We start from the raw sequence: 21584 nt of genomic DNA on the forward strand, positions 1-21584 counted from the left end.
CCGCGCGGATTCCGGCCCGAGCCGCCGCGGATACCCCGATTCGAACCCGGCAGCCTGGTACCGGTGGGCTAGTACGAAACGGGTCAGTCGGCGCGTCTGGCGCGGAACGCCGCACTTTTGGCGCGGTTGCCGCAGATGGTCATATCGCACCAGCGGCGTGACCTACCGCGTGAGGTATCGAGGTACAGCCGCGTGCATTCGGTGCGGCCGCATTCCTTGATCAACCCCCGCTCCGGCCCGCCGAGCATTTCGATCGCGGACCTGGCGATCGCGGCGAGTGCGGCGTCCGGATCGCCGTGGCGGGTGACCGTCGCATCGGCTCGCAAAGTGAGCCTGGGGAGTTCGCCGCCTGCGAGCTCGTTGACGATCTTGCGGTCCGCATCCGCGAACGGCTGGTCACGGGTCGCGGCCAGGGCCAGTCGGTAGCCCGCCTCGCGTAGACGCACGGCTCGGTCGAGTGTTGCCGCATCGCAGTGTGGGGTGGTGTCGAGGAGGTCGGCGGCGAGCAGCCATTCGTCCAGATCCGCCGGGGTGGTGAGTACGTCGTCGAACGTCGTGGCACGGGCCTTGACCGTGCCTGCGAAGTCCAGGACGAGGTTACCGCTCACGAAAGCGAACACCCTCCGATAGTAACCACCTTGACAGGTTGTACACAATGGTGCGACGGTTGGTAACCGCCTCAGGTGGTTATCAGGCCGGTAGGAGTAGAAGTGAAGACGCAGCTGTTCCGAGCGAACGACAAGCCCTCCCTTGCGGCAGGCATGCAACCACTGTTCGTCGTGCTTTGGAGCAGCGCCTTCATCGCCGGGGTTATCGGTGTCGGCGCGGCACCGCCGCTGACGGTGCTGTTCGCGCGCTTCGCCATCGCGGCGGTCCTGCTCGCGGTGTACGCCGGCGTGATTCGCGCGAGCTGGCCGAGCGCGGGGCAGCTCAAACATGTCGTCATCGCGGGTCTGCTGATGCAGATCGTGCAGTTCGGCGCGTTCTACACGGCGATGAGCCTGCATGTTTCGGCCGCCATCATCGCCCTGGTGCAGGGACTCAATCCGGTCGTCATCGCTTTGCTGGCCGGATTCATCGGCGAAACCGTCACGGCGCGACAGTGGTTCGGCTTCGGCATCGGTGGTGTCGGCGTCGGCTTGGCCGTACTCGACCAATCGAGCATGTCACTGGTCGGTCTGCTGCTGTGCGTGATCGGCTTGCTCGGCCTCAGCGTCGGCACGGTCTACCAGAAACGCTTTGTACCGCAGGTCGATTCGCGCGCCGCCACCGCCATTCACGTGGCCGCAAGCGCGCCGATCGCGGGCGTATTGGCATGGGGCACCGGCCAATTGCACATCTGGGATGCGACGCGATTCGCGGAATCGCTCATCTGGATGGTGCTGGTCAATTCGATGGTCGCGTTCCTACTGCTGAACGCGATGCTGAAGCGTTGGGAGGCAACGCGAGTCGGGCGTCTGTTTTTCGCGACTCCCGCGGTCACCGCGGTGCTGGCCTGGCTGTTCATCGATCAGCCGCTGCGGCCACTCGCCGCCGCCGGACTCGGCGTCGGACTGATCGGCATGGTGTTCGCCTCGCGCCGCCCGACGCCAGCAGTCGATCAGCGGCAGCCGGTTTCCGTGCGCTGAATCACTTCTTGGCGGCGTGCCATTGCATGCCCCAGCTGTACGCCTCGTCGATCGCGCGCTGAGCACCGTTGATGTAGTTCACTTCCCGGTGCACGGTGATGCCCGAGCCCTGATTCTGCAGTAGGGCGATCGCACAGGACCGCGCACCGTCCACGGGGGAGTCCAGCCGTACCTCGATCTGCGGCCCGGAGGTGGGGAACAGCGTCACCGCACCGTCGGCCGCGGCCCAGTTCGGCACGCCCTCGTAGATGAAGGCGAAGATCAGAATGCGCCGGAACACCTCGGGCCGAGCGAGATTGATGTGCATATTCTCGCCGTCGGCCGCTGCGCCGCTGCGGTCGTCGCCGTCGAGTTGGATGAACGGCTCGGATTCCAGTGCGCCGAAATTATTGCCGACGGCCTGCACCACACCCTTTGCGCCGCTCGACAATTCGTAAAGGCAGCCCAGGTCCAGATCGACGGCCTTGGAGCGGCGGAAAAAGCCCTTCGGACCACTGGACCAGTTCAGGTTGACCCGCATCGTGCCCTGCTGATCGCCGGGTTTGGTGAGGGTGATGCTCGGCGTGGCCTTCGACAAGGTCACCTTGGACAGGTTCACGCCCGGAGTTTCGTTCGACATCGCCATTTCCCCCCTCGGGAAAAGAGAAGCGGCAGCGGCTAGGAGGCCGCTGCCGCTTGAGTTCTTCGGCTATCCGCCGGAATTCAGGCTACCGGGGTGACCTCGCGCGCGCTCTCCACTTCGTCGGTGTCTTCGCGCCGATTCCGAATGATGCTGGTAATGAACGCCGCGCCGATGAACGCCACGCCGACCAGACCGGTGACGATCTCGTTGATGTGCACGCCGATCGAGACGAACAGGATGACCGCCAGCGCGCCGATCGCCCAGTGTGCGCCGTGCTCCAGGTACACGTACTCCGACAGCGTGCCCTTGCGCACCAGGTACACGGTGATCGAACGGACGAACATGGCGCCGATCAGACCGAGGCCGAGCGCGATGATGATCGGGTCGGAGGTGATGGCGAAGGCGCCGATGACACCGTCGAAGGAGAACGACGCGTCGAGCACCTCAAGGTACAGGAACAGGAAGAACGCCGCCTTACCCGCGGCCTTGACCAGCTGGGACGGACCGCCGTCCGCGGATTCCTCGAACTCCTCGGTGTGGAACAGCGAACCGAGGCCGTCGACCACGATGTAGGTGATCATGCCGAGCAGACCGGCGACCAGAACGGTGGCGCGCTCTTCGTCGCCCGCGATGAATTCCGCGGTGAGCACCAAGCCGACGCTCGCGACGACCACCGAGAGCATATCCAGCTTGCCGAGCTGGGCCAGCGGCTTCTCCAGCCAGGACAGCCAGGTGATTTCGCGTTCCTCGAAGATGAAGTTCAGGAACAGCAGCAGCAGGAACATGCCGCCGAATGCGGCGATCTGCGGATGTGCGTCGGTGAGCAGCTTTTCGTAGCTGGGGCTGCCGTCCGGGAAGACCAGCGCGTCATCGGCGGGCGGGTTCAGCGCCAGGTCGAACGCCTTGACCGGGTCAAGGCCCGCGGTGATCCAGACGATCGCCAACGGGAAGACCAACCGCATGCCGAAGACGGCGATGACCACGCCGATGGTGAGGAAGATCCGCTGCCAGAACTCGTTCATCCGCTCGAGCACGGTGGCGTTGATGACCGCATTGTCGAACGACAGCGAGACCTCGAGGACACCGAGGATGGCGGCCAGCGCCAGCGCTGTCGGCCCGCCGTACAGGAATGCCACGACGAGTGATATCACCGTGACAACGATGGACATGCCGAATATGCGCAGGACCACGCGGAGACCCTTTCCGTGCGGCGGTCGAATGTCTGTCCGAGCGCGCCTTATGCCGATGTAACCCGAGGGCCGTACCAACCCGCGGTCGCGATGATGGTTCCAGCGTGGTCGCGGAACCGTCGATTGTCCAACGGAGCGGTGAGGCGAATCGTTCCGTGGACATGCGAGCAGGGGGCCCGTCGCCGAGCCCCCTGCTTTGACCAGTGCGTCTTAGACGTTCACGCCGTAGTCACGGGCGATACCCGCCAGACCCGAGGCGTACCCCTGGCCGATGGCGCGGAACTTCCACTCGGCACCGTTGCGGTACAGCTCGCCGAAGACCATGGCCGTCTCGGTCGAGGCGTCCTCGGACAGGTCGTAGCGGGCCAGCTCGGTGCCGTTGGCCTGGTCGACAACGCGGATGTAGGCGTTGCGCACCTGGCCGAAGGACTGCTGGCGGGTGTCCGCGTCGTAGATCGAGACCGGGAAGAAGATGCTCTCGATGGTCGGCGGGGTGTTGGCCAGGTCGACCTTGATCACCTCGTCATCGCCTTCGCCCTCACCGGTCAGGTTGTCACCGAGGTGCTCGATGGAGCCCTCCGGCGACTTGAGGTTGTTGAAGAAGATGAAGTGCTTGTCGGACACGACCTTCTTGTCCCCACCGGTCGCGATCGCACTGGCATCCAGATCGAAGTCGGTGCCGGTGGTCGTACGAATATCCCACCCGAGCCCGACGGAGACAGCGGTAAGGTTCGGCGCTGCCTTCGTCAACGAGACATTGCCGCCCTTGGACAAACTGACACCCATGCGGGGTTCCCTTTCAATAGACGTCTGTGGTTCCCAGCATTGTCCGAATCGCCGGGTACGCCATACGACAGTAGTAGGTTTCGGCAATCTTGCGTAGGAACTGGTGTATCCCCGGCGAACTAGTCCACCGCCTAACATCGGGGCGTGGCAGGCCGTAGGCGTGGATGGTTCCGGTCGTCCGGGAACAATGAATGGATTGCACAGGCCCGGTCGACACTGGCGGCCGCGTTCCTGGATATGGATCGGCGCCAGAGCGCGGCCGAGGCGGCGGTGCACGCCTGTGAACAGGTGTTTCCGGAGCGACGGATGAGCGCGAAATGGGAACCCGTGCGCAGCAGGTGCTACGACGCCGCAGGCGCTTATCTGACGTTCACCGAGGAACTCGATAACGCCGAGCGCGACGACACGCCGATGCCGCAGGGACAACCGCGAGTGGACACCCTGGTGCGGCAGCTGACCGACGCGGCCCGTGCCGTCGACGAGTTCTATCGCGGTAATCAGTCCCAGCTCGAACATGCCGTCGCGGTGCTCGGCACGGTGCCGCAATTCGCGCAGCAAGTGAAGATCGCGGCTGCGGGTGTGCGCAGGCAGGCCGCCGAATCCGAATATGCTGGCTACCCTTCGGTGCGCCAGCACGCGGCGGCGGTGGATGAGTCGCTGCTCACACTCGATGGGCTCGGTTCCGAGGCGCCCGCGGCCAATGTCCGGGAGGCCGCCAACCGCCTGGAATCGGCGACGAAAGCGCTGGCAGAAGCGTTGGCGCAGGCCCCATCTCGGGCTGCGGCGGCGGCGAACGCCATTACCTCGGTGGCTACCAGATCGGCCGCCGTGCGCACCCGTGGCGAACGGGTGGCACCGGCTTACTCGGAGATGCTGCGCGAGTTCAATGCTGCGAGTTCGGCGGATCTGGCTAACAATGGGCAGGAAAGCAGAAAGGCCATCGATGCCGCGGATGCCGCCCTGGTGCGGGCGCGTGCGGCGGCGGCCGAAAACAATCCGGAGTCCGCACTTGATCTGACCACATCCGCACGGGGGTACCTCACCGAGGCCGAACACTTGATCGACGCCGTCACCAAACGGCTGACATTGCTGCGTGAAGTCCGTGAGAATCCGCAAGAGAAGGCCAAGGCCGTACGATTTCGGCTGCGGGACGCACAAATGCTCGCGGTGAGCCACGGGCTCGTCGGCGAATGGGGATCTGTGCTCGATGCACAGGTGGACCGGATCGATCGAATCACCGAAAACCTGTCGGGGCGCCATCCCGACTACTGGGCCTATGTGGCCGAATTGGATACCGTCGCGGAGTTCGTAGCCGGGGTAGTGGATCGAATGAGAAAACAAGCAGGACCACGACGAGAATGAGGCCAGGGGTTATGCGGCCACCGCAATTAGGGATGAGGACAGCGAAGCGATGACCGCGGGCATCGTCGTCCAGCAACAGGTCTCCCTGCGAAAGCAATTGCCGCTGCGCCATTTTCGCCAGCTGCACGGTCCGGAGGCGCGGCACCTGTTCCATAGACAACCGGAACCGTTCGGCGAGGATGCCGACCGGGAAATTCTGGCGTTCGCGCTCGGCGCCACGCTGTATGCGCCGGCGACCCGCGCCGATCTCGCCTTGACGATCAGTAAGCGGGCCGCGCGCGGTGTGTGTTCGATGGTCATCGATCTCGAGGACGCCGTCGCCGATCACGAGGTGGAATTCGCCAAACGGCAGACCGTCTCGACGCTGAATCTGCTTGCCGACAGCGAGGATCCGAATCCGCTGCTGTTCGTCCGGGTCCGCGATGCCGATACCGTGACCGAAATCGTCGAACAACTCGGCACCGGGGCGGTGGCACTGACCGGTTTCGTCTTTCCGAAATTCGACCGGGCGAGCGGTCCGAAATATCTCGCCGCCCTGGCGGCGGCCGCCGAGCGTTTGGGCAGGCCCGTATACGGCATGCCGGTGCTCGAATCGCCTGCCCTGGTGCATCGCGAGACCCGGGACCAGGAGTTGACCCAGATCGCGGCGCTGCTGGCCGAGCACCGGGAGCGGATACTCGCGGTGCGTATCGGTGCGACGGATATGTGCTCGACCTTCGGCATTCGGCGGGACCGGGATCTGACCATTTACGACGTGCGGGTGGTCGCGGACGTCATCGCCGATATCGTGAACTACCTGGGGCGTTCGGACGGTACAGGTTTCGTGATCACTGGACCGGTCTGGGAATACTTCGCCGACCACGAGCGGATGTTCCGGCCGCTGCTGCGTACCGCGCCGTTCGAGGAATCCGATGCGGTGCCGTTCCGGCGCTATCTGGTCAGCCGCGATCTGGACGGGCTACTACGTGAGATCACACTCGACCGGGCCAATGGGATCCAGGGCAAGACGGTGATCCATCCGTCGCATGTCGCGGCCGTGCATGCGCTGTCGGTGGTGACGCACGAGGAGTATTCGGATGCGCTGGACATTCTGCAGGTCGATGTCGGCGGGGTGGCGGCATCCGGATATCGGAACAAGATGAACGAGATGCGGCCGCATCGCAGTTGGGCGCGTCAGACGCTGCTGCGGGCTCGTGTTTTCGGTGTCGCGAATAAGGGTGTTTCGTTCGTGGATCTATTGACGGCGTTGGTGACCGAGTGAAAATTGATCCTTGGGCGACAACGAATTTGGGTATCGAGTTGCGGCACGAGCGGTCGCACGGCGGCGGATCGGTGGATGTGCTGCCCGCCGAATTGCCCATCGCCACATTGATTCAGCCGGGGTTGCGGCGTAATCCACGTCGTGCGCACCTACTGGTTTCGACCGTGCTCGGGAAGCATCTGCCGACCGATCCGCGAGTGGTTCTCGGCGCGGGCAATCGGCTGGGCGATCTGGTGCGTGACGCACTGTGTGATCGCGAGGCCGTGGTGCTCGGATTCGCGGAGACCGCAACGGGTTTGGGGCATTGTGTGGCGGCGCGGATCGGAGCCGGATGCTATCTGCATTCGACCCGTCGCGAGGTGCCCGACGCGAACACCTTGACCGGCTTCGAGGAGGGGCATTCGCACGCCACCTCGCATCTGCTGCAGCCCGCACCCGCGGATATCTTCGTCAACGATCTGCCGCTGGTGCTCGTCGACGACGAGATCTCCACCGGTGATACGGCGATCGATGCGGTTCGGGCATTGCACGCGTTTTCGCCGCGTTCGCATTATGTGCTGGCGTCGCTGGTGGATATGCGGACCGAGGGCGATCGGGCGCGGTTCGAGGCGGCGGCCGAGGAGTTGGGTGCGCGGATCGACACGGTGTGTTTGGCGTCCGGGCGCACCTTGCTGCCCGAGGATCTGGTCGAGACGGTGTCGTCTATGCCGGATCCGCAATTGAATCCGACCGCGGCGCAGCGTGGTTCGTTCGATCGAGTCGATTTGCCGTGGCCTGCTTCGGTTCCCGAAGGCGGTCGGCACGGGATTCTGCGATCGGATACCGATGCGTTCGAGGCGGCGGTGGTGCAAGCCGCCGAGGCGTTGCGGGTTCGACTTGCTGATGATTTCGCTGGTCGGCCCGTGATTGTGCTCGGACATGAAGAGTTGATGTATCTGCCGTTGCGGTTGGCCGCCGAGCTGGCCGATGCCGGGAATCCGACGCGGTTTCAGACGACGACCCGGTCGCCTGCATATGTGCTGGACGAGCCGGGATATCCGCTGCGGCGTGGGTTTCGGTTCGTTGCGCCCGAAGCTGGTGAGACGCAACCGCGCTATCTGTACAACGCGCACTGGATCGAGGACGGGTTGTCCGAACTCGTGACGCGCGACGATGGCGCGGCACCGGGCGATCGTACGCGTGTGGTCGAGCGGACGGTGGATGATTCGACGCTGACGGGGGCTGCCACCTCGGTACGGTCACTCGAAGTCGATCCGATTCTGGTCGTCGTCATCGACACACCTGCCGATACCGATGAACTGCTGGTCGAGGGCGGTCTGATCGATGTGCTGACCGCATCCGGCGACGATGTCGTCCTGGCAGTGCTGCCGGGTGCGGATCCGCGGCTGTTGCATGCGGACCGGACCGATGCCGAACCGAGGGTGTTATGAGGTCGAACGCTGTGCCGGAATCGAATATCTCTCCGCAATCGGCCTTGGAACTTCCGGTTCCGCTGTACGGCCCGGCATTCGGATCGTATGCGGCCGAGGAGGTTTCCTGGCTGTTGAAGGATCTGTCGGGCGTCGACCTCGAGGCCGATGTGGCCGAGCGGGAACGCCGGATCCAGTCCGGTGCCGCGCATTACGCGGAATCGCTGCCGATCGAATATCAGCCCGACGCCGCATATCGCTCGCTGTTCGACGAGGTGTTGGCCGAGAGTGCCGAGCGACTCGCGCTCGCCGTGGCGACGGTATCCGAACTCGTTGTCGCCGAACGCGGTACCGATATCGTGCTCGTCTCGCTGGCGCGAGCGGGTACGCCCATCGGGATTCTCATGCGGCGCTGGTTACAGTCGCGAGGTCTCGAGGTGCCGCACTATGCGGTATCCATCGTGCGCGATCGCGGTATCGATGCCGCCGCGCTGGACTACCTTGCTCGCAATCATGATCCGGCCTCGGTTGTGTTCGTGGACGGCTGGACCGGCAAGGGTGCCATCACTCGCGAACTCACCGAAGCGCTGGACTCCTATCACGCCGCGGGCGGCGCCCGATTCAATGACGAACTCGCTGTACTCGCCGATCCGGGACATTGCGTGCGCACCTACGGCACGCGGGACGACTTCCTGATCGCCTCCGCCTGTCTGAATTCGACAGTCTCCGGCCTGATTTCGCGCACCGTGCTCAATGACACGCTGATCGGACCCGGCGATTTCCACGGCGCGAAGTTCTACCGCGAACTGGCAGCCGACGATGTCTCCGGTCGTCTGCTCGACACCGTGACCACCGCCTTCGACGCGGTCCGGGATCGCGTGCCCGCCGAACTGGCCGCCGTGCGCGCCGCCGACCGGACACCGACCTGGACCGGCTGGGCCTCGGTCGACAAGGTACGCGAGGAATACGGCATCGCCAGTGTGAATTTCGTGAAACCGGGTGTCGGTGAGACGACCCGGGTGTTGCTGCGGCGGCTGCCGTGGCGGGTGCTGGTGCGTGAGGCGGACGCACCCGAACACGCGCATATCCGTCTGCTCGCCGCGGCCCGCGGTGTTCCGGTCGAGGTCGTACCCGACCTGGCCTATTCGTGTATGGGATTGATCAAGGACGTACAGCAGTAATGCATCTGAGGAAACTACGAAGACAGGCTCTGATCGCTACCGATCTCGACCGAACGATGATTTACTCGCGCAACGCTTTCCACGCTGCCACCGACGTGCCGACGGTTTGTGTGGAACACCTCGAGGGCGCGCCACTGTCGTTCATGACGACCACCGCCGCTCTGCGCATGCAGACCCTGACCGAACCCGCCGCCGTCATTCCCACCACCACACGGACCATCAAGCAGTTCGAACGTATCCAATTACCCGGCGCTCCCTGGCGATACGCGATTACCAGCAACGGCGGGAACATCCTGGTCGACGGCGTGCCGGATATGCGCTGGCGCATCGATATCGACGCGCAGGTGCGGGCCGGTGGCGCGACGCTGTCGGAGGTGAATACCGAACTGCGTGCTCGGATCGACGATTCCTGGGTCACCAAATTCCGGGTCGCCGATCACCTGTTCACCTACCTGGTGGTCAAGCCCAAGGAAGTGCCCGACGGCTTCCTCGCCGAATGGGATGCCTGGTGCCGCCCGCGTGGCTGGTCCGTCTCCCAGCAGGGTCGCAAGATCTACACCATGCCCCTGGCCGTTTGTAAGAGTCATGCGGTGCGCGAAGTCCGCCGCCGCCTGGTCGAAAACGGAGAACTCACCGCTGCGGCGATGACTCTCGCCGCAGGTGACGGCGCTTTGGACGCCGAAATGCTGCGTACCGCGGACTCCGCCATTCGTCCGCGCCACGGCGAACTCGAACAACTCAACTGGACCCATCCCAACCTCACCATCACCCGCGCCTCCGGAATTCTCGCGGGCGAGGAGATCATCAACTGGTTCATCAAGGCCGCACCGGACGCCACGTAACCGACCTTGCCTTGACACCGGCGACAAGGTTTAGCGTTGCCCCGACGGGTCATGTGAAGGAGGTCGAATGCTGATCGGTGAGCTGGCCGAGCGCGTCGGGACGAGTACCAGGACGCTGCGCTACTACGAGGAGCACGGTTTGGTGCGGGCGCGGCGCTCGACCAACGGGTATCGCATCTATGACGAGTCGGAACTGCAGGTCGTCCACAAGATCCGGCGGCTGCTCGACGTCGGCTTCGATCTCGACGATATCCGCCCGTTCGTCGCGTGCATCCGTGCCGGAAATACCTCAGGGGATGTCTGCCCGGATTCGGTGGCGACATTGCAGCGCAAACTCGACGAAGTCGAGGCGGCCATCGATCGGTTGCATGCGGTGCGAGCGCAACTGTGCGACCAGCTCGACGCGGCGGCGGTATCCCGATGAAATTTGGAATCAATTACAGCACACCATATTACGGTACGGATCCGGACCGGCTGATGGCGTTCGCGCAACATGCCGAGGCGTGTGGTTTCGAGTCGATCTACCTGCCGGATCATATTGCGCTCTATCCGGGCGCGGTGATCGGAGCGTACGACATGCCACCGACACTGCCGTTTCCCGATCCGCTCGACTGCCTGAGCTTCGTCGCCGCGGCGACGAAGCGGATCCTGTTGGGCACCGGCGTGCTGCTGCTGCCGTATCGGCATCCGGTGGTGCTCGCCAAGCGGCTCGCCACCATCGACCTGCTGTCCAAGGGCCGAATGCGGCTGCTGACCGTGGGAATCGGCACCTTGCCTGGTGAGGCCGCCGCGGTGGGGGTCGATTTCGCATCCCGGGGCCGTCGGACCGATGAGGCGATCGATGTGCTGCGCCTGCTGTGGGCCGGTGACGCGGATGGTGTCGACTACCACGGCGAATTCTTTTCGTTCGACAACCTATGCGTATATCCCAAACCTTATGGGGGAGACCAGTTGCCGATCCATATCGGGGGATCGAGCCGGGCCGCGGCGCGGCGAGTGGGACGACGTGGCGATGGGTATTTCCCGGGTGGGATGCTGATGCCCGCCGAACGCGCGGAGCAATGGGATCTCGCGAAATCCACCGCCGTTGCCGAGGGCCGGGATCCGGCCGCGCTGGAATACACCCGATGGGGATCGATCGATATGCCGCAGGATCGGGTCGAGGGATTCGCCGCACAAGGCGTGACCCGGATCATCGTCGGCGCTACCGCCACAGACCAGGCCGTGCAGCTCGAGGAAATGTCGGCGTTCGCGGAGCGCGTCGGGCTGGTGTCGAAGTCCTGACGGTGGTACCAGCACTGTGCGGTCTTCCGCGCGCCTCGATGCGGGGCGTCCGCCAGCTCGACTCCCGGCGCGGGGATGATCCTCGAGTCATCCAGTTCAGTAATTCTGTTGCTGAGCGCCCAATTGCTGGGTAATCACGCCGTGCAGCCGCTGCAGGCCGCCGACGGTCATACCGCTCTGCAATTGACCCTCGATGGTGCGAACCAGCGCGGAATCGCTGAGGATCTTCTCACTGGATTGAATGAGAACCGTTCCGGCTCCGGTGAAGTCGAACTGGCGCTCCTCACCGGAGTTCACCCCGAAGCGCGCCGCACCGGCGGCGAGGAAGCTGGAGACCCAGCGCTGATCGTAGTGATGGCTGGGTGACGGGCAATCCGCCCAGCCGACAAGGGCTTCCGGATCGACGCGCAGCGGCGGTTCGGCGAACATGACCGGGCCATTGGAGGAGGCCAGGAACTTACCGGTGCCGATGAGGGTGAGGAATCCGGGGACGATGGACTGATTCAGCGACAGTCCCGGCTCGAAGGCGAGCAGGTTGGCGGCGCGGATCGTGAGGTTGCCGTTGTCCTCGAGGTCATAGGAATTGATGTCGTAGCCGCGGTCGCCGATGATCAGCTTGCCGTGGCCCTCGGCGATCACATAGTCGCCGGTGAACAGCGGCGCGGAGAACTGCTGCGAGACCATGTGCAGCAGTCCGCCCTGCAAGCCGTGGGTGAGCATCTGGAAGCGCATATCGCCGTAGTAGGCGATCATCGCGCCCTTGCGCATGAACCACGGCTTGTTCAGGTCGATGCAGTAGGCGTAGCTGTTACCCGGAAGGTTGTCGCTCTCACCGAGATTCAGCGGATTCAAAATATCGGTCATGGTTCACAACTTCTCTTCCGAGGCCTGTACGTACACGACACCCTGTCCGGCGCAATGCAATTGCATCGCCTCGCCGGAACCGCGACCGACCGCATCGCGCCAGCTCAACGCCGTCTTCAGCTCGGTCTGCACATTGCCGTAGGCGGCAACGAAGGCCTGCGGATCCACCACGATCTGCCCGGGGGTCTGGGGGTGTCCCCCAGAGGGATCCAGCGGCCCGCCCACCGGCAGTTCCAGGAATCCGCCGTGGGCCAGCAGCACCGCCGCGCCCTGGCCGGACAGCTGCGTGGTGAACATGCCCTGACCGGTCAGCGCACCACTTGCCGCACCGCGCAACGCACCCATCAGTCCGCCGCCACCACCGCCGCCCGAACTCATCACGGACACAATCGAACTCTGCAGCGCGGCGGTATTGGCCAGCAGCCGCGAGGCCTCGACGCGCAGCACCGCGCCCGGCTGCATCTGCACCACATGCACTTCCAGCCCGGCGAATCCGTAGTGCACCTCGCCATTACCGGAGGCCAGCATGGTGCGTTCGTGCTCACCGGCCATCATCCGGCCCGCCATCCGCATAATGCCGCCACCGCCCATACCGGGCGCGGCGCCCGGAATCTGGTGTGGCGCAAAGGAAATATCGCCGGTGTAGAACAGCATCGCGCCGTTGCGCGCGACCACGCCGCCCGCCATCCCGACGTCGACCTTGACGACCTTGCCGTTGACCTTCTCGAACATCGCTGGCTCCCTTACCGTTCCGCAGGCTGGATCAACACCAGGCCCTGGCCGTCGAAGCGCAGCGAGAACGCCTCCCCGGCATCCTGGCCGACGAAGGTGCGCCACGAAACATCGGTCACGAACGACTGATTCAGATTGCCCCGGCAGGCCACGAAGGCATCCGGATCGACGATCAGCGGATACTGCGGTGAAACCTCCAGGTGGATCAGCGGCCCGCCCGCCGAGAGCAGTGCGACCTGCCCCTGTCCGGTCACCGTGGTGGTGAACAGACCCGCACCCGACGACGCACCGCGCAGACCGGCGAAACGCACGTCCGTGCGCAGATTTCCGGCGAAGCACAGCAGCTGCTGCGATTCGACCTGCAGCGTCTCGTTATTCAGATTCACCACGGTCACGTGCTGACCATTGACCGCGAAGAAGACCCGGCCGTTGCCGCTGCATTCCATCAGCGACAGTTTCTCGCCGGTGGCACGCCGCTTGAGCCCGGCGAGTACGCCGTCGCCGCCGCCGAAACCGGCCGACTTGAACTGCACATTTCCTTCGTAGGCGACCATCGAGCCGGAAATCGCCCGGATACTCGATCCGGCGAGGTGTGCCTCGATCACCTTTTTCGACTGCTCGAACAGTTGCGCCATAGGGAGTTTGCCTGCTGTCTCGTAGGGGAACACGGGTTTATCGCCCGCCATTCCGACCGCGTTTCGCCACCCTAACCGATCTTGGAGCACCTGGATGGGCCACGGCGAGGAGTTACTTCGGATCGTGTTCGGCACGTTTCTCGTAGAGTGGCACCGTACGCACCGACAAGCGAAGGGTCGAACTTGTCCGCAACACTCGCCAAGGGTCAGAATGGCCCGCTGGCCGCCAACGACGTGGTGATCTCCGTCCAGCTGAACGCACCCGCGGATCTGTCCGCGCTATTGGTCACCGAGTCGGGGAAGGTCCGTTCCGACGCGGACTTCGTCTTCTTCAATCAGCCCAATGGCCCCGGGGTGAATCTGCAGCCCGCGCCGTCCGGGCAGCCCGCGTCGCTGGCGGTATCGCTGAATGCGGTGCCCGCGGATATCGCGCAGATCCGCGCGGTGATCACCCTGGACGACGCGACCAGCAATTTCGGTCGTTTTCCCGCGCCGACGGCGATCGTGTCGGATTCGGCGGGTAATCAGCTGTACGAGTACCGCATCGACGGTTTGAACTCCGAGTCGATCGTGATCGCACTCGAGCTGTACCGGCGCCAGAGCGAGTGGAAGGTACGCGCGGTCGGCCAGGGCTACGCCGGTGGATTCGTGGCGCTGGTCACCGATCACGGTGTAACCGTCGACGAATCTCCGGCCGCGACGCAGGTTCCGCCGCCACCCGCCTACCAGCCCGCCCAGCCCGGACCGGGCTACCCGCCGCCGCCACAGCCCGCGCCCCCGACGCAGCAGCAGCCGCAGTACCCGCCGACGCAGCAGGGCTACCCCCAGGGCGCACCCGGTTACCCGCCGCCCGGCCAGGGCTACCCGCCCCCGCCCGCCCCCGGTGGTTACCCGCCGCCCGCACCCGGCCCGGGCCAGGGCTATCCGCCGCCCGCCCAGCCTGCCGCGCAGCAACAGCCGCCCAGCGAAATCAGCCTGAGCAAGGATCGTCCGGTCAGCCTGGTCAAGGGCCAGCGGGTCACCCTGCGCAAGGAGGGCGGCGCCGCGCTGACCTTCGTGAAGATGGGTCTGGGCTGGGATCCGGTGCGCAGCCGCGGCATGTTCGGCAACCGGACCGTCGATATCGACCTCGACGCGTCGGTGGTGATGTTCGCCGATATGAACGTGGTGGATGTCGCCTACTACGGCCAGCTGACCTCCAAGGACGGCTCGATCCGGCACCAGGGCGACAACCTCACCGGTGAGGGCGAGGGCGACGACGAGGTGATCCTGGTCGACCTGACCCGGATCCCGGCGCACGTCAGCACGCTGGTGTTCATCGTGACCTCCTATAAGGGCCACACCTTCGAACAAGTCCAGAATGCGTTCTGCCGCTTGGTCGACGGCGCCAATAACGGCGAGCTGGCCAGGTACACCATGGCAGGCGGTATGCCGTTCACCGCGATGGCGATGGCCAAGCTGTTCCGGGTAGGCGGCGATTGGAAGTTGCAGGCGCTCGGCGAAGGCTTCCAGGCCAAACATCCGGGTGAAGCGGTGCCACAGCTGGGCCGGTTCCTGGGTAATTGATACTGCACGAAATAACGGGGCGGACAACGTGATTCAGCTCAAGGCCGGTCAGAATACGGTGCTGACCGGTGATGTCGTTCGATTCAGCGCGAAAGCCGGGGCTGCCCTGGATATTTCGGCGCTGGTTGTGGCGGAGAACCTGCGGGTCTTCGATACCGGCGATTTCGTGTTCTACAACCAGGCCGAGACCGCGGGGGTGACGCTGTCCGAGGACGGCGTCACCGTCCGGCTCGCCGAGGTGCGTGCTGACGCCAAGGCAGTGCTGCTGGTGGTCAGCGCCGATCCGGCCGCACCGGCGCAGGCGCACGGGCTCGGTGCGGTCACCGCTGAACTCGCTGTGCACGACATCGCTACAGCGGAATTCGCGATCAATCCGTCCGCGGGGGAGACCGCGCTGATCTGCCTCGAGGTATACCGGCGCGGAACCGACTGGAAGCTGCGCGCGGTCGGTCAGGGCTATGCGGGTGGGCTCGCCGTGCTGCTCACCGCGCACGGCGTCGAGGTCGACGGACCGGCGACGCCGCAGTCCGGGCAAGGCGGCGCGCCCGATCTGCGAGAAGCCGAACCGGTCGGCAGCGCGGGCCGGGTCGGCGGTCAGGACACCATCAGCGGTCCCGGCGACTCCCGTGCCGCCGGTCCGGCGCCGCTCGAGGTCGCGCACGGACTCGAACGCCTGTGGATGATCTTCGAGGATGCCGCGCGCTCGGCCGCCGCGCTCATCTCCGCGCGTGATTACGCCATGCAGCGGCTGGATCAGGAACTGTCCGCGGCGGTTTCGGATCCGGCGACCAGGAACACCCCCGCCGCCGAGGAGGCCAGGCAGACCGCACAGCGTCGCTGTGACGATCTGATCGCCACCGCGGAAGGTAGCCATCTGCGCGACAGCCAAGCGCTCATGGGTGAACTCGCCGACGCCGATCGGCAACTGCCGCCGTCACTCGCGTCCTGGGATTCGCCTGCCTGGGACGGGGCGCCGACACCGAGCGATGGCATCCGACTCGGCGAGCTCTACGCGAACGAGCGTGGGCCGCTGCGCATTCCGTACTGCGTGCCGGTGCCGCTGACCCGTCCGCTGTGGATCGATACCGAATCCACGGCCGCGGCGACCCCGGTCGTCGGCGCGGTGCTCGCGCGCCTGCTCGCGGCCGATCCCGGTCGGCGCACCCTGGTCGACATGATCGATCTGACCGGTGCGTTCAGCCAGCTCGTCGGTCCGCTGACCCCGGTGCTGAACGGTCCGCCGATCACCGACTTCGGCGATATCTCGGCGCGGCTGCAGATCCTGGTCGAGGCCGCCGACCTCGCCGATTTGGCTTATTCCAGTGGGAATTTCACGCCGCCGACCGAGCACCGGGTATTGCTTGCCGCGGACTTCCCGCACGGTTACCAGACCGCGGACGCGCAGCGCATTGCGACGCTGCTGGTGCGCGGAGATCTGATCGGGCTGTCCACGGTGATCGTCGGCACCGACGAATCCGAGTCCAGTGACGGCACGGTGGCAATGCTGTCCCAGGCCTGCCGTCACCTGCCGACGGTGGACGGCACCCCGCTGTTCGATCCGTGGACCGGCAGCGCGTGGCAGCTGGATCTGGACCTGCTGCCGAGAGAACCGGCCAGGCAGGCGCGCTACCTGCGCACCAGCTGAACCGACCTTTCGAGCGACCCGCAAGCAGTCGCTAGCGGCTGAGCAAAGCCCTCGGCCGCAGCGCCTCCGGCAGCCAGGGCAGCAGCGGGTCCGGTGCGCGATCGATGACGCCACCGACCGGATCATCCACGAAGTCGCGCCGGACCAGATCCTCCTCCGGTCGGTAGATCTGCCGAATGATCAACGCGCACAGTGCGAGTACCGCGATATCGCGCAGCAGTACGGTGCCGGTGAACCACTGCTCGGGCAGACCCTTGCGGTCCAGGCCGAGGTAGTAGAACATGCGCGGCACCCAGACCAGCGCGTCGATGGTCATCCAGGCCAGCAGAATTCGGCGATGCGGCAGCGCGAGCACCGCCAGCGGCACCAGCCACAGCGAATACTGCGGGCTCCACACTTTATTGGTGATCAGGAAGGCGGCGACGACCAGGAAGCACAGCTGGGCCAAGCGCGGTCGGCGCGGGGCGGTGAGTGCGATATAGGCGATCGCCGCACAGGCTGCGACGAATACCACCAGCGACACCAGATTCAGGACGGTCGGCTGATCGGCATGTCCGATCTCGCCGTCGAATCCGGCCCAGCCGGTGAACGAGGTGACGACGTTGTAGACGGAATCCGGATCGGCGTGCCGAGTGGTGTTGAGCCGGAAGAACTCCCGCCAGCCATTCGGGTACAGCAGCGCAATGGGCAGATTCACGATGAGCCAGGTCCCGGCGGCGGCCGCGACGGTCAAGGCGGCCGCACCGAGCGGTCGAGCGCTGAGGAACCGCACGCGATACGGAGTTTCGCGTAGCCAGGTCATCGCGGTGCGCCCGCTGTTGATATCGCTCAGCCGGAGTCCGAGCCGTGCGCTCGGCACTCGCTGCAGTGGGTCGGCGCGCAGGCACAACACCACGATCGGCCCGAGCAGCAGCAGCGGATAGAGCTTGGCCGCGCCGCCGAGTCCGAGCAGCAGGCCCGCGAGCAGCGGTCGTCGGCGGGCCCAGGCGAGTAGGCCGGTGGCGGCGAAAGCCGTTGCGAGCGCGTCGAAATTGGTGAACGCGTGCACGATCACCAATGGCGAACAGGCGACCAGCGCGGCATCCCAGATCCGCCGCCCCGCCAGTTGCGCCGAGGCCCATACCGTGACCAGCCAGGCGAAGGCCAGACCGACCGCGACCACATTGAAGTAGATGACCACCTGCAGCGCACCGGGCAGCGGGGAGGCATCCCAGGTCTTGGCGACCTGCATCGACGCGTACTGGTAGAGCCCGGACAGCACCGGATACTCCATGTACCTGGTCTCCCGGCCGCCGTCCGGGGTCTGCTCGGTCCATTCCTTCTTGTACGGGAAGGCGCCCTCGTTCAAACGCTCCGCGCCGTAGAGCGGCACGGTGTCCGAGTAGCACATGGCGATGTACTGGCGGCCGTTGTTCCAGTCGAGGGTGAGCGAACCGTCGGACGTGGTCGTCTGCTGGATGCAGCCCGCCTTGCTCGCCCAGCCGAGTGCGAGGAAGACCAGTGCGAAGGCGAGCAGCACCCGCATCGGGGTCCAGAACCGGACCCGGCCGATCAGCGCGTGGTCACCGACCGGTCCGCCGACGACCGTGCTCAGCTGCGCGGTCAGGGAATCGTTGCGGCTGGGCCGATCTCGGCCGTCGGCCGAGCGCAGGTCCGGCGCCAGCGGCGCGGGCGCGACATAGTGCCCACCCGCGTCATACGCCGGTGTGGTCTGCGCTGCACCGGACTGCATCCCAGTGGGCTGCGGCGCGCTCCCGTTCGTCCGCCCGTCCGCGAGGTGCTGTTCGGTCACGCCATCCGAGAGTACCGGCCGCTAGGTGCGCTGCCTGGACCGAGTGGTACTGAGTGCCGAATGCGTATCGTTCTCGATGCGGCTGTTGCGGCTGATCGAACTGCTATGCGGCGTTTTTGGCGGTGTTAGCATCGTATTGATCAACTGTCGGAGGGGCGGTTGATCATCACAAGAGGGGTGGGAATGTTCACGAAAGTCATGGCTACCGTGGCCTTGGTCGGCGCAGCGCTCGTCGGATTCGCGGGTAATGCCTCAGCGGGATACCCGTCGTATTCGGAATGCTTGACCTGGGCCGGGGTCCGCGATAGGTGCGTTCAGATATCGGACGGCTCATACGTCGTCTTGAAGGGTTACGGTTCCTACACCGAATGCCTCAGTTGGGCTGGGGTGCGGGACAAGTGCTACCAGGATCCGAATGGGTTCTGGTACATCACGAGTGTCTGATCCGACAACGTCGGGAAGCTCTGGCCAGCCGCAGTGGGCTGGCCAGAGCTTTTCGGTTCAGCGGGTCCGGGTCGGTTGACTGCCGTTGCCGTTACCGGTGCCACCGGATTGGGGCGATCCGGTGGTCGTCGGCATCGAACCGTCGGAGTTCGCCGTCGGCTGTCCGGGCAGCGGCGTCGACTCCGGCTGCTGCTGTTGCTGTTGCGGCTGGCGCTGCTGCGTCTGCGGTTGCACGCCGGGTACCTGGATCGGTCCGAAGGGGGTGTCGATCGTATTCGGGACGATCTGGATCGGCGGCAGTAGCGGCGCCTCCGTGGTCGACGGCGGGGTGAACGGTGCGGACCATGCGGGCACACCGGCCTGGCCCTTGATCGGGGCCGGCTTCGGGAAGGTTTCCTTGGGGGTGCCGTCCAGGGCGCCGTCCATGGTGGCCTTCCAGATATCCGAGGGCAGACCGGAGCCGTAGACCATGCCCCCGCTGTAGTTGCGCAGCGGCGAGTTATCGATCGAGCCGACCCACACCGCGGTGGACAGCGATGGGGTGTACCCGACCATCCAGGCGTCCTTGTTCTCGCCGGTGTCGAGCAGCTGGGCGGTACCGGTCTTGGTCGCCGACTCGCGGCCGTTGGCCAGGTTGTGATTGCGCGACCACGCTGCGATCGGCTTCATCGCGTCGGTGACGTTGTCCGCGACCGCCGAAGAGACCCGCTGTTCACCGGCCACATCACCGCGGTCGAGCAGCACCTGCCCGTCGGCGCCGACCACCTTGGTGACGAAGTGCGGTGCGTGGTAGACGCCGGAGGCGGCCAGCGTCGCGTAGGCCGAGGCCATATCGAGCACCCTGGCCTGGTACTGACCGAGCACGATGCCGTTGTTCGGCGGGGAGCCGTCCGGCTCGACCAGGCTCTTGCCGACGCCCGGAATGGTCTCCGGAATGCCGAGCTTGTGTGCCATATCGGCGATCTTCTGCGGACCGTTCTGCATATCCAGCTCCATGCGGTAGAAGCTGGTGTTCAGCGAGCGCTTGAGCGCCTCGGCGATGGTGCAGGTGCCGCACCCTTCGCCTTCGACGTTCGTGATCTTGATGCCGTTCACGGTGATCGGTGCACTGTCGTACATCTCCGACAGCGGTTTGCCCAATTCCAGGTTCTCCGCGAGACCGAAGACCTTGAACGAGGATCCCGGCTGCAGACCGGCATTGGCGAAGTCGTAGCCCTGACCGTCGTCGCCGCCGTAGTAGGCGCGCACCGCACCGGTCTTCGGATCCACCGAAACCACTGCGGCGCGCAGCTTTTCCGGTTCGCCCTGCATCTTCTTCTGCGCCGCGTCGACGGCGGCCTGCTGTGCCTTCGGATCGATCGTGGTGGTGATCGACAGACCAGCGGTGTTGAGCTGCTGTTCGCTGATGCCCGCGGCCGCCAACTCCTTGAGCACTTGGGTCTTGATCAGCCCCTCGGGCCCGGCATCCAGGCCCTTGTCCTTGGTGGAGGACACCGGGACCACCTGCGGGAACTGCTGGGCCTGGCGTTCTTCGGCCTTGAGATTGCCGCCGGAGACCATGCCGTCGAGCACATAGTTCCAGCGGAACTTCGCGCCCTCGGGGTTCTTCTCCGGATCCAGGCCGGAGGGCTGCTGGATGGTGGCGGCGAGCACCGCGCCCTCGGCCACGGTGAGCTCCGAGACCGGCTTGGCGAAGTAGGCCTTGGCGGCCGCGTCGATGCCGTACGCACCGCGACCGAAGTAGATGGTGTTGAGGTAGGCGGCGAGGATTTCGTCCTTGCTCCACTGGCGCGCCATCTTCGCCGAGATGACCAGCTCGTGCAGCTTGCGAGACAGCGAGTGTTCGTCACCGACGAGCGCGTTCTTCACGTACTGCTGGGTAATGGTCGAGCCACCACCCGCGCTCTCCCTGTTGAGGGCTTGATCCCTGGCGGCGCGCATGAAGCCGGAGACGGAGAAGCCCGGGTTGGTGTAGAAGTCCCGGTCCTCGGCGGCGATCACGGCATTGCGCACATGCGGCGGAATCTGGTCGATGGTGACGTCGGTCCGGTTGCCCTCCGGCGGTACTACCTTGCTGATCACCGTGGTGCCGTCGCTGGCGAGGATATTCGCGACCTGGTTGGTTTTGAGGTCACCCGGCTGGGGTACCGAAACCGTGGTGTAGGCGATCAGGAAGACCGTGCTCGGCAGAATGATGGACAGGGCTAGCAGGACGTAGATGACCCGGCGCACGATCCGCCACGGCGACTTCTTCTTCGCACCGGGACGACGACCGCCCGGTCCGCCCGGACCACCGCTGCCGCCATTGCGGCGCGGCGGCGGTCCCGAGGGCGGCGCGCCC

The 21584-nt window shown here is 65.3% G+C and carries 19 protein-coding genes; 10 read left to right on the forward strand and 9 right to left on the reverse strand.

Translation table 11 applies throughout. The features are described 5' to 3' along the window. Positions 1-83: 83 nt before the first annotated feature. Positions 84-620, reverse strand: a complete 537-nt coding sequence (locus tag NP3_RS17560; RefSeq protein WP_063042640.1) for a CGNR zinc finger domain-containing protein — start codon at positions 618-620, stop codon at positions 84-86. A 90-nt stretch (positions 621-710) separates the two neighbouring features. On the opposite strand from NP3_RS17560, the gene NP3_RS17565 reads away from it, so the two are divergent. Further along, on the forward strand, positions 711-1628 hold the full coding sequence (locus NP3_RS17565) for a DMT family transporter (RefSeq protein WP_245720987.1): 918 nt from the start codon (positions 711-713) through the stop codon (positions 1626-1628). Position 1629: 1 nt separating this feature from the next. On the opposite strand, the gene NP3_RS17570 is transcribed toward NP3_RS17565, so the two are convergent. The 3 genes from NP3_RS17570 to NP3_RS17580 form a co-directional block, all read right to left on the reverse strand. Continuing rightward, entirely contained in the window at positions 1630-2247 is a 618-nt protein-coding gene (locus tag NP3_RS17570) for a TerD family protein (protein ID WP_245720988.1), read from the reverse strand. Positions 2248-2330: 83 nt separating this feature from the next. Next, entirely contained in the window at positions 2331-3440 is a 1110-nt protein-coding gene (locus NP3_RS17575; protein WP_063042646.1) for a DUF475 domain-containing protein, read from the reverse strand. 210 nt (positions 3441-3650) lie between these two features. Continuing rightward, positions 3651-4226, reverse strand: coding sequence for a TerD family protein (locus NP3_RS17580; protein WP_063042648.1), 576 nt, complete (start codon positions 4224-4226; stop codon positions 3651-3653). A gap of 144 nt (positions 4227-4370) precedes the next feature. Between NP3_RS17580 and NP3_RS17585 the strand changes: the two genes are divergently transcribed. The 7 genes from NP3_RS17585 (at position 4371) to NP3_RS17615 (ending at position 11565) form a co-directional block, all read left to right on the forward strand. Beyond that, positions 4371-5588 (forward strand): hypothetical protein, encoded by a 1218-nt coding sequence (locus NP3_RS17585; RefSeq protein ID WP_063042650.1) that lies wholly within the window; start codon positions 4371-4373, stop codon positions 5586-5588. A 49-nt stretch (positions 5589-5637) separates the two neighbouring features. Further along, a complete protein-coding gene (locus NP3_RS17590) occupies positions 5638-6849 on the forward strand; it encodes an HpcH/HpaI aldolase/citrate lyase family protein (RefSeq protein WP_084508662.1) in 1212 nt (403 codons plus the stop codon). After that, positions 6846-8279 carry a phosphoribosyltransferase family protein gene (locus tag NP3_RS17595; protein WP_063042651.1) on the forward strand — a complete coding sequence of 478 codons (1434 nt, stop codon included), beginning with the start codon at positions 6846-6848 and terminating at the stop codon, positions 8277-8279. Before NP3_RS17590 ends, NP3_RS17595 begins: the two co-directional genes overlap by 4 nt. Continuing rightward, the gene (locus NP3_RS17600) at positions 8276-9439 is read left to right on the forward strand and encodes a cysteine protease StiP family protein (protein WP_084508663.1); all 1164 of its coding nucleotides are present in this window, start codon (positions 8276-8278) and stop codon (positions 9437-9439) included. The genes NP3_RS17595 and NP3_RS17600 overlap by 4 nt, the downstream gene beginning before the upstream one ends. 56 nt (positions 9440-9495) lie before the next feature. After that, complete coding sequence (locus NP3_RS17605; RefSeq protein ID WP_245720989.1) at positions 9496-10281, forward strand: HAD family hydrolase; 786 nt, start codon at positions 9496-9498, stop codon at positions 10279-10281. Positions 10282-10348: 67 nt separating this feature from the next. Continuing rightward, the gene (locus NP3_RS17610) at positions 10349-10705 is read left to right on the forward strand and encodes a MerR family transcriptional regulator (protein WP_063042655.1); all 357 of its coding nucleotides are present in this window, start codon (positions 10349-10351) and stop codon (positions 10703-10705) included. After that, the gene (locus tag NP3_RS17615; protein WP_063042657.1) at positions 10702-11565 is read left to right on the forward strand and encodes an LLM class F420-dependent oxidoreductase; all 864 of its coding nucleotides are present in this window, start codon (positions 10702-10704) and stop codon (positions 11563-11565) included. The genes NP3_RS17610 and NP3_RS17615 overlap by 4 nt, the downstream gene beginning before the upstream one ends. 96 nt (positions 11566-11661) lie before the next feature. Here NP3_RS17615 and NP3_RS17620 read toward each other — a convergent pair whose 3' ends face one another. The 3 genes from NP3_RS17620 to NP3_RS17630 are packed head-to-tail and all read right to left on the reverse strand — an operon-like array spanning position 11662 to position 13796. Next, positions 11662-12429, reverse strand: coding sequence for an AIM24 family protein (locus NP3_RS17620; protein ID WP_063042659.1), 768 nt, complete (start codon positions 12427-12429; stop codon positions 11662-11664). Positions 12430-12432: 3 nt separating this feature from the next. After that, a complete protein-coding gene (locus NP3_RS17625) occupies positions 12433-13161 on the reverse strand; it encodes an AIM24 family protein (RefSeq protein WP_063042661.1) in 729 nt (242 codons plus the stop codon). A gap of 11 nt (positions 13162-13172) precedes the next feature. After that, on the reverse strand, positions 13173-13796 hold the full coding sequence (locus NP3_RS17630) for an AIM24 family protein (protein ID WP_062981783.1): 624 nt from the start codon (positions 13794-13796) through the stop codon (positions 13173-13175). A gap of 183 nt (positions 13797-13979) precedes the next feature. Between NP3_RS17630 and NP3_RS17635 the strand changes: the two genes are divergently transcribed. Further along, positions 13980-15362, forward strand: a complete 1383-nt coding sequence (locus NP3_RS17635) for a TerD family protein (RefSeq protein WP_063042663.1) — start codon at positions 13980-13982, stop codon at positions 15360-15362. A gap of 28 nt (positions 15363-15390) precedes the next feature. Beyond that, complete coding sequence (locus NP3_RS17640) at positions 15391-17007, forward strand: TerD family protein (RefSeq protein WP_063042665.1); 1617 nt, start codon at positions 15391-15393, stop codon at positions 17005-17007. A gap of 31 nt (positions 17008-17038) precedes the next feature. Here NP3_RS17640 and NP3_RS17645 read toward each other — a convergent pair whose 3' ends face one another. After that, positions 17039-18739: a glycosyltransferase family 87 protein gene (locus NP3_RS17645; protein ID WP_063042667.1), complete on the reverse strand. Its 1701-nt coding sequence runs from the start codon at positions 18737-18739 to the stop codon at positions 17039-17041. 561 nt (positions 18740-19300) lie between these two features. Further along, complete coding sequence (locus NP3_RS17655; protein WP_373864761.1) at positions 19301-21445, reverse strand: transglycosylase domain-containing protein; 2145 nt, start codon at positions 21443-21445, stop codon at positions 19301-19303. Between the last annotated feature and the right edge of the window lie 139 nt (positions 21446-21584).

This window comes from Nocardia pseudovaccinii NBRC 100343 (assembly GCF_001613225.1).
Taxonomy (GTDB): domain Bacteria; phylum Actinomycetota; class Actinomycetes; order Mycobacteriales; family Mycobacteriaceae; genus Nocardia; species Nocardia pseudovaccinii.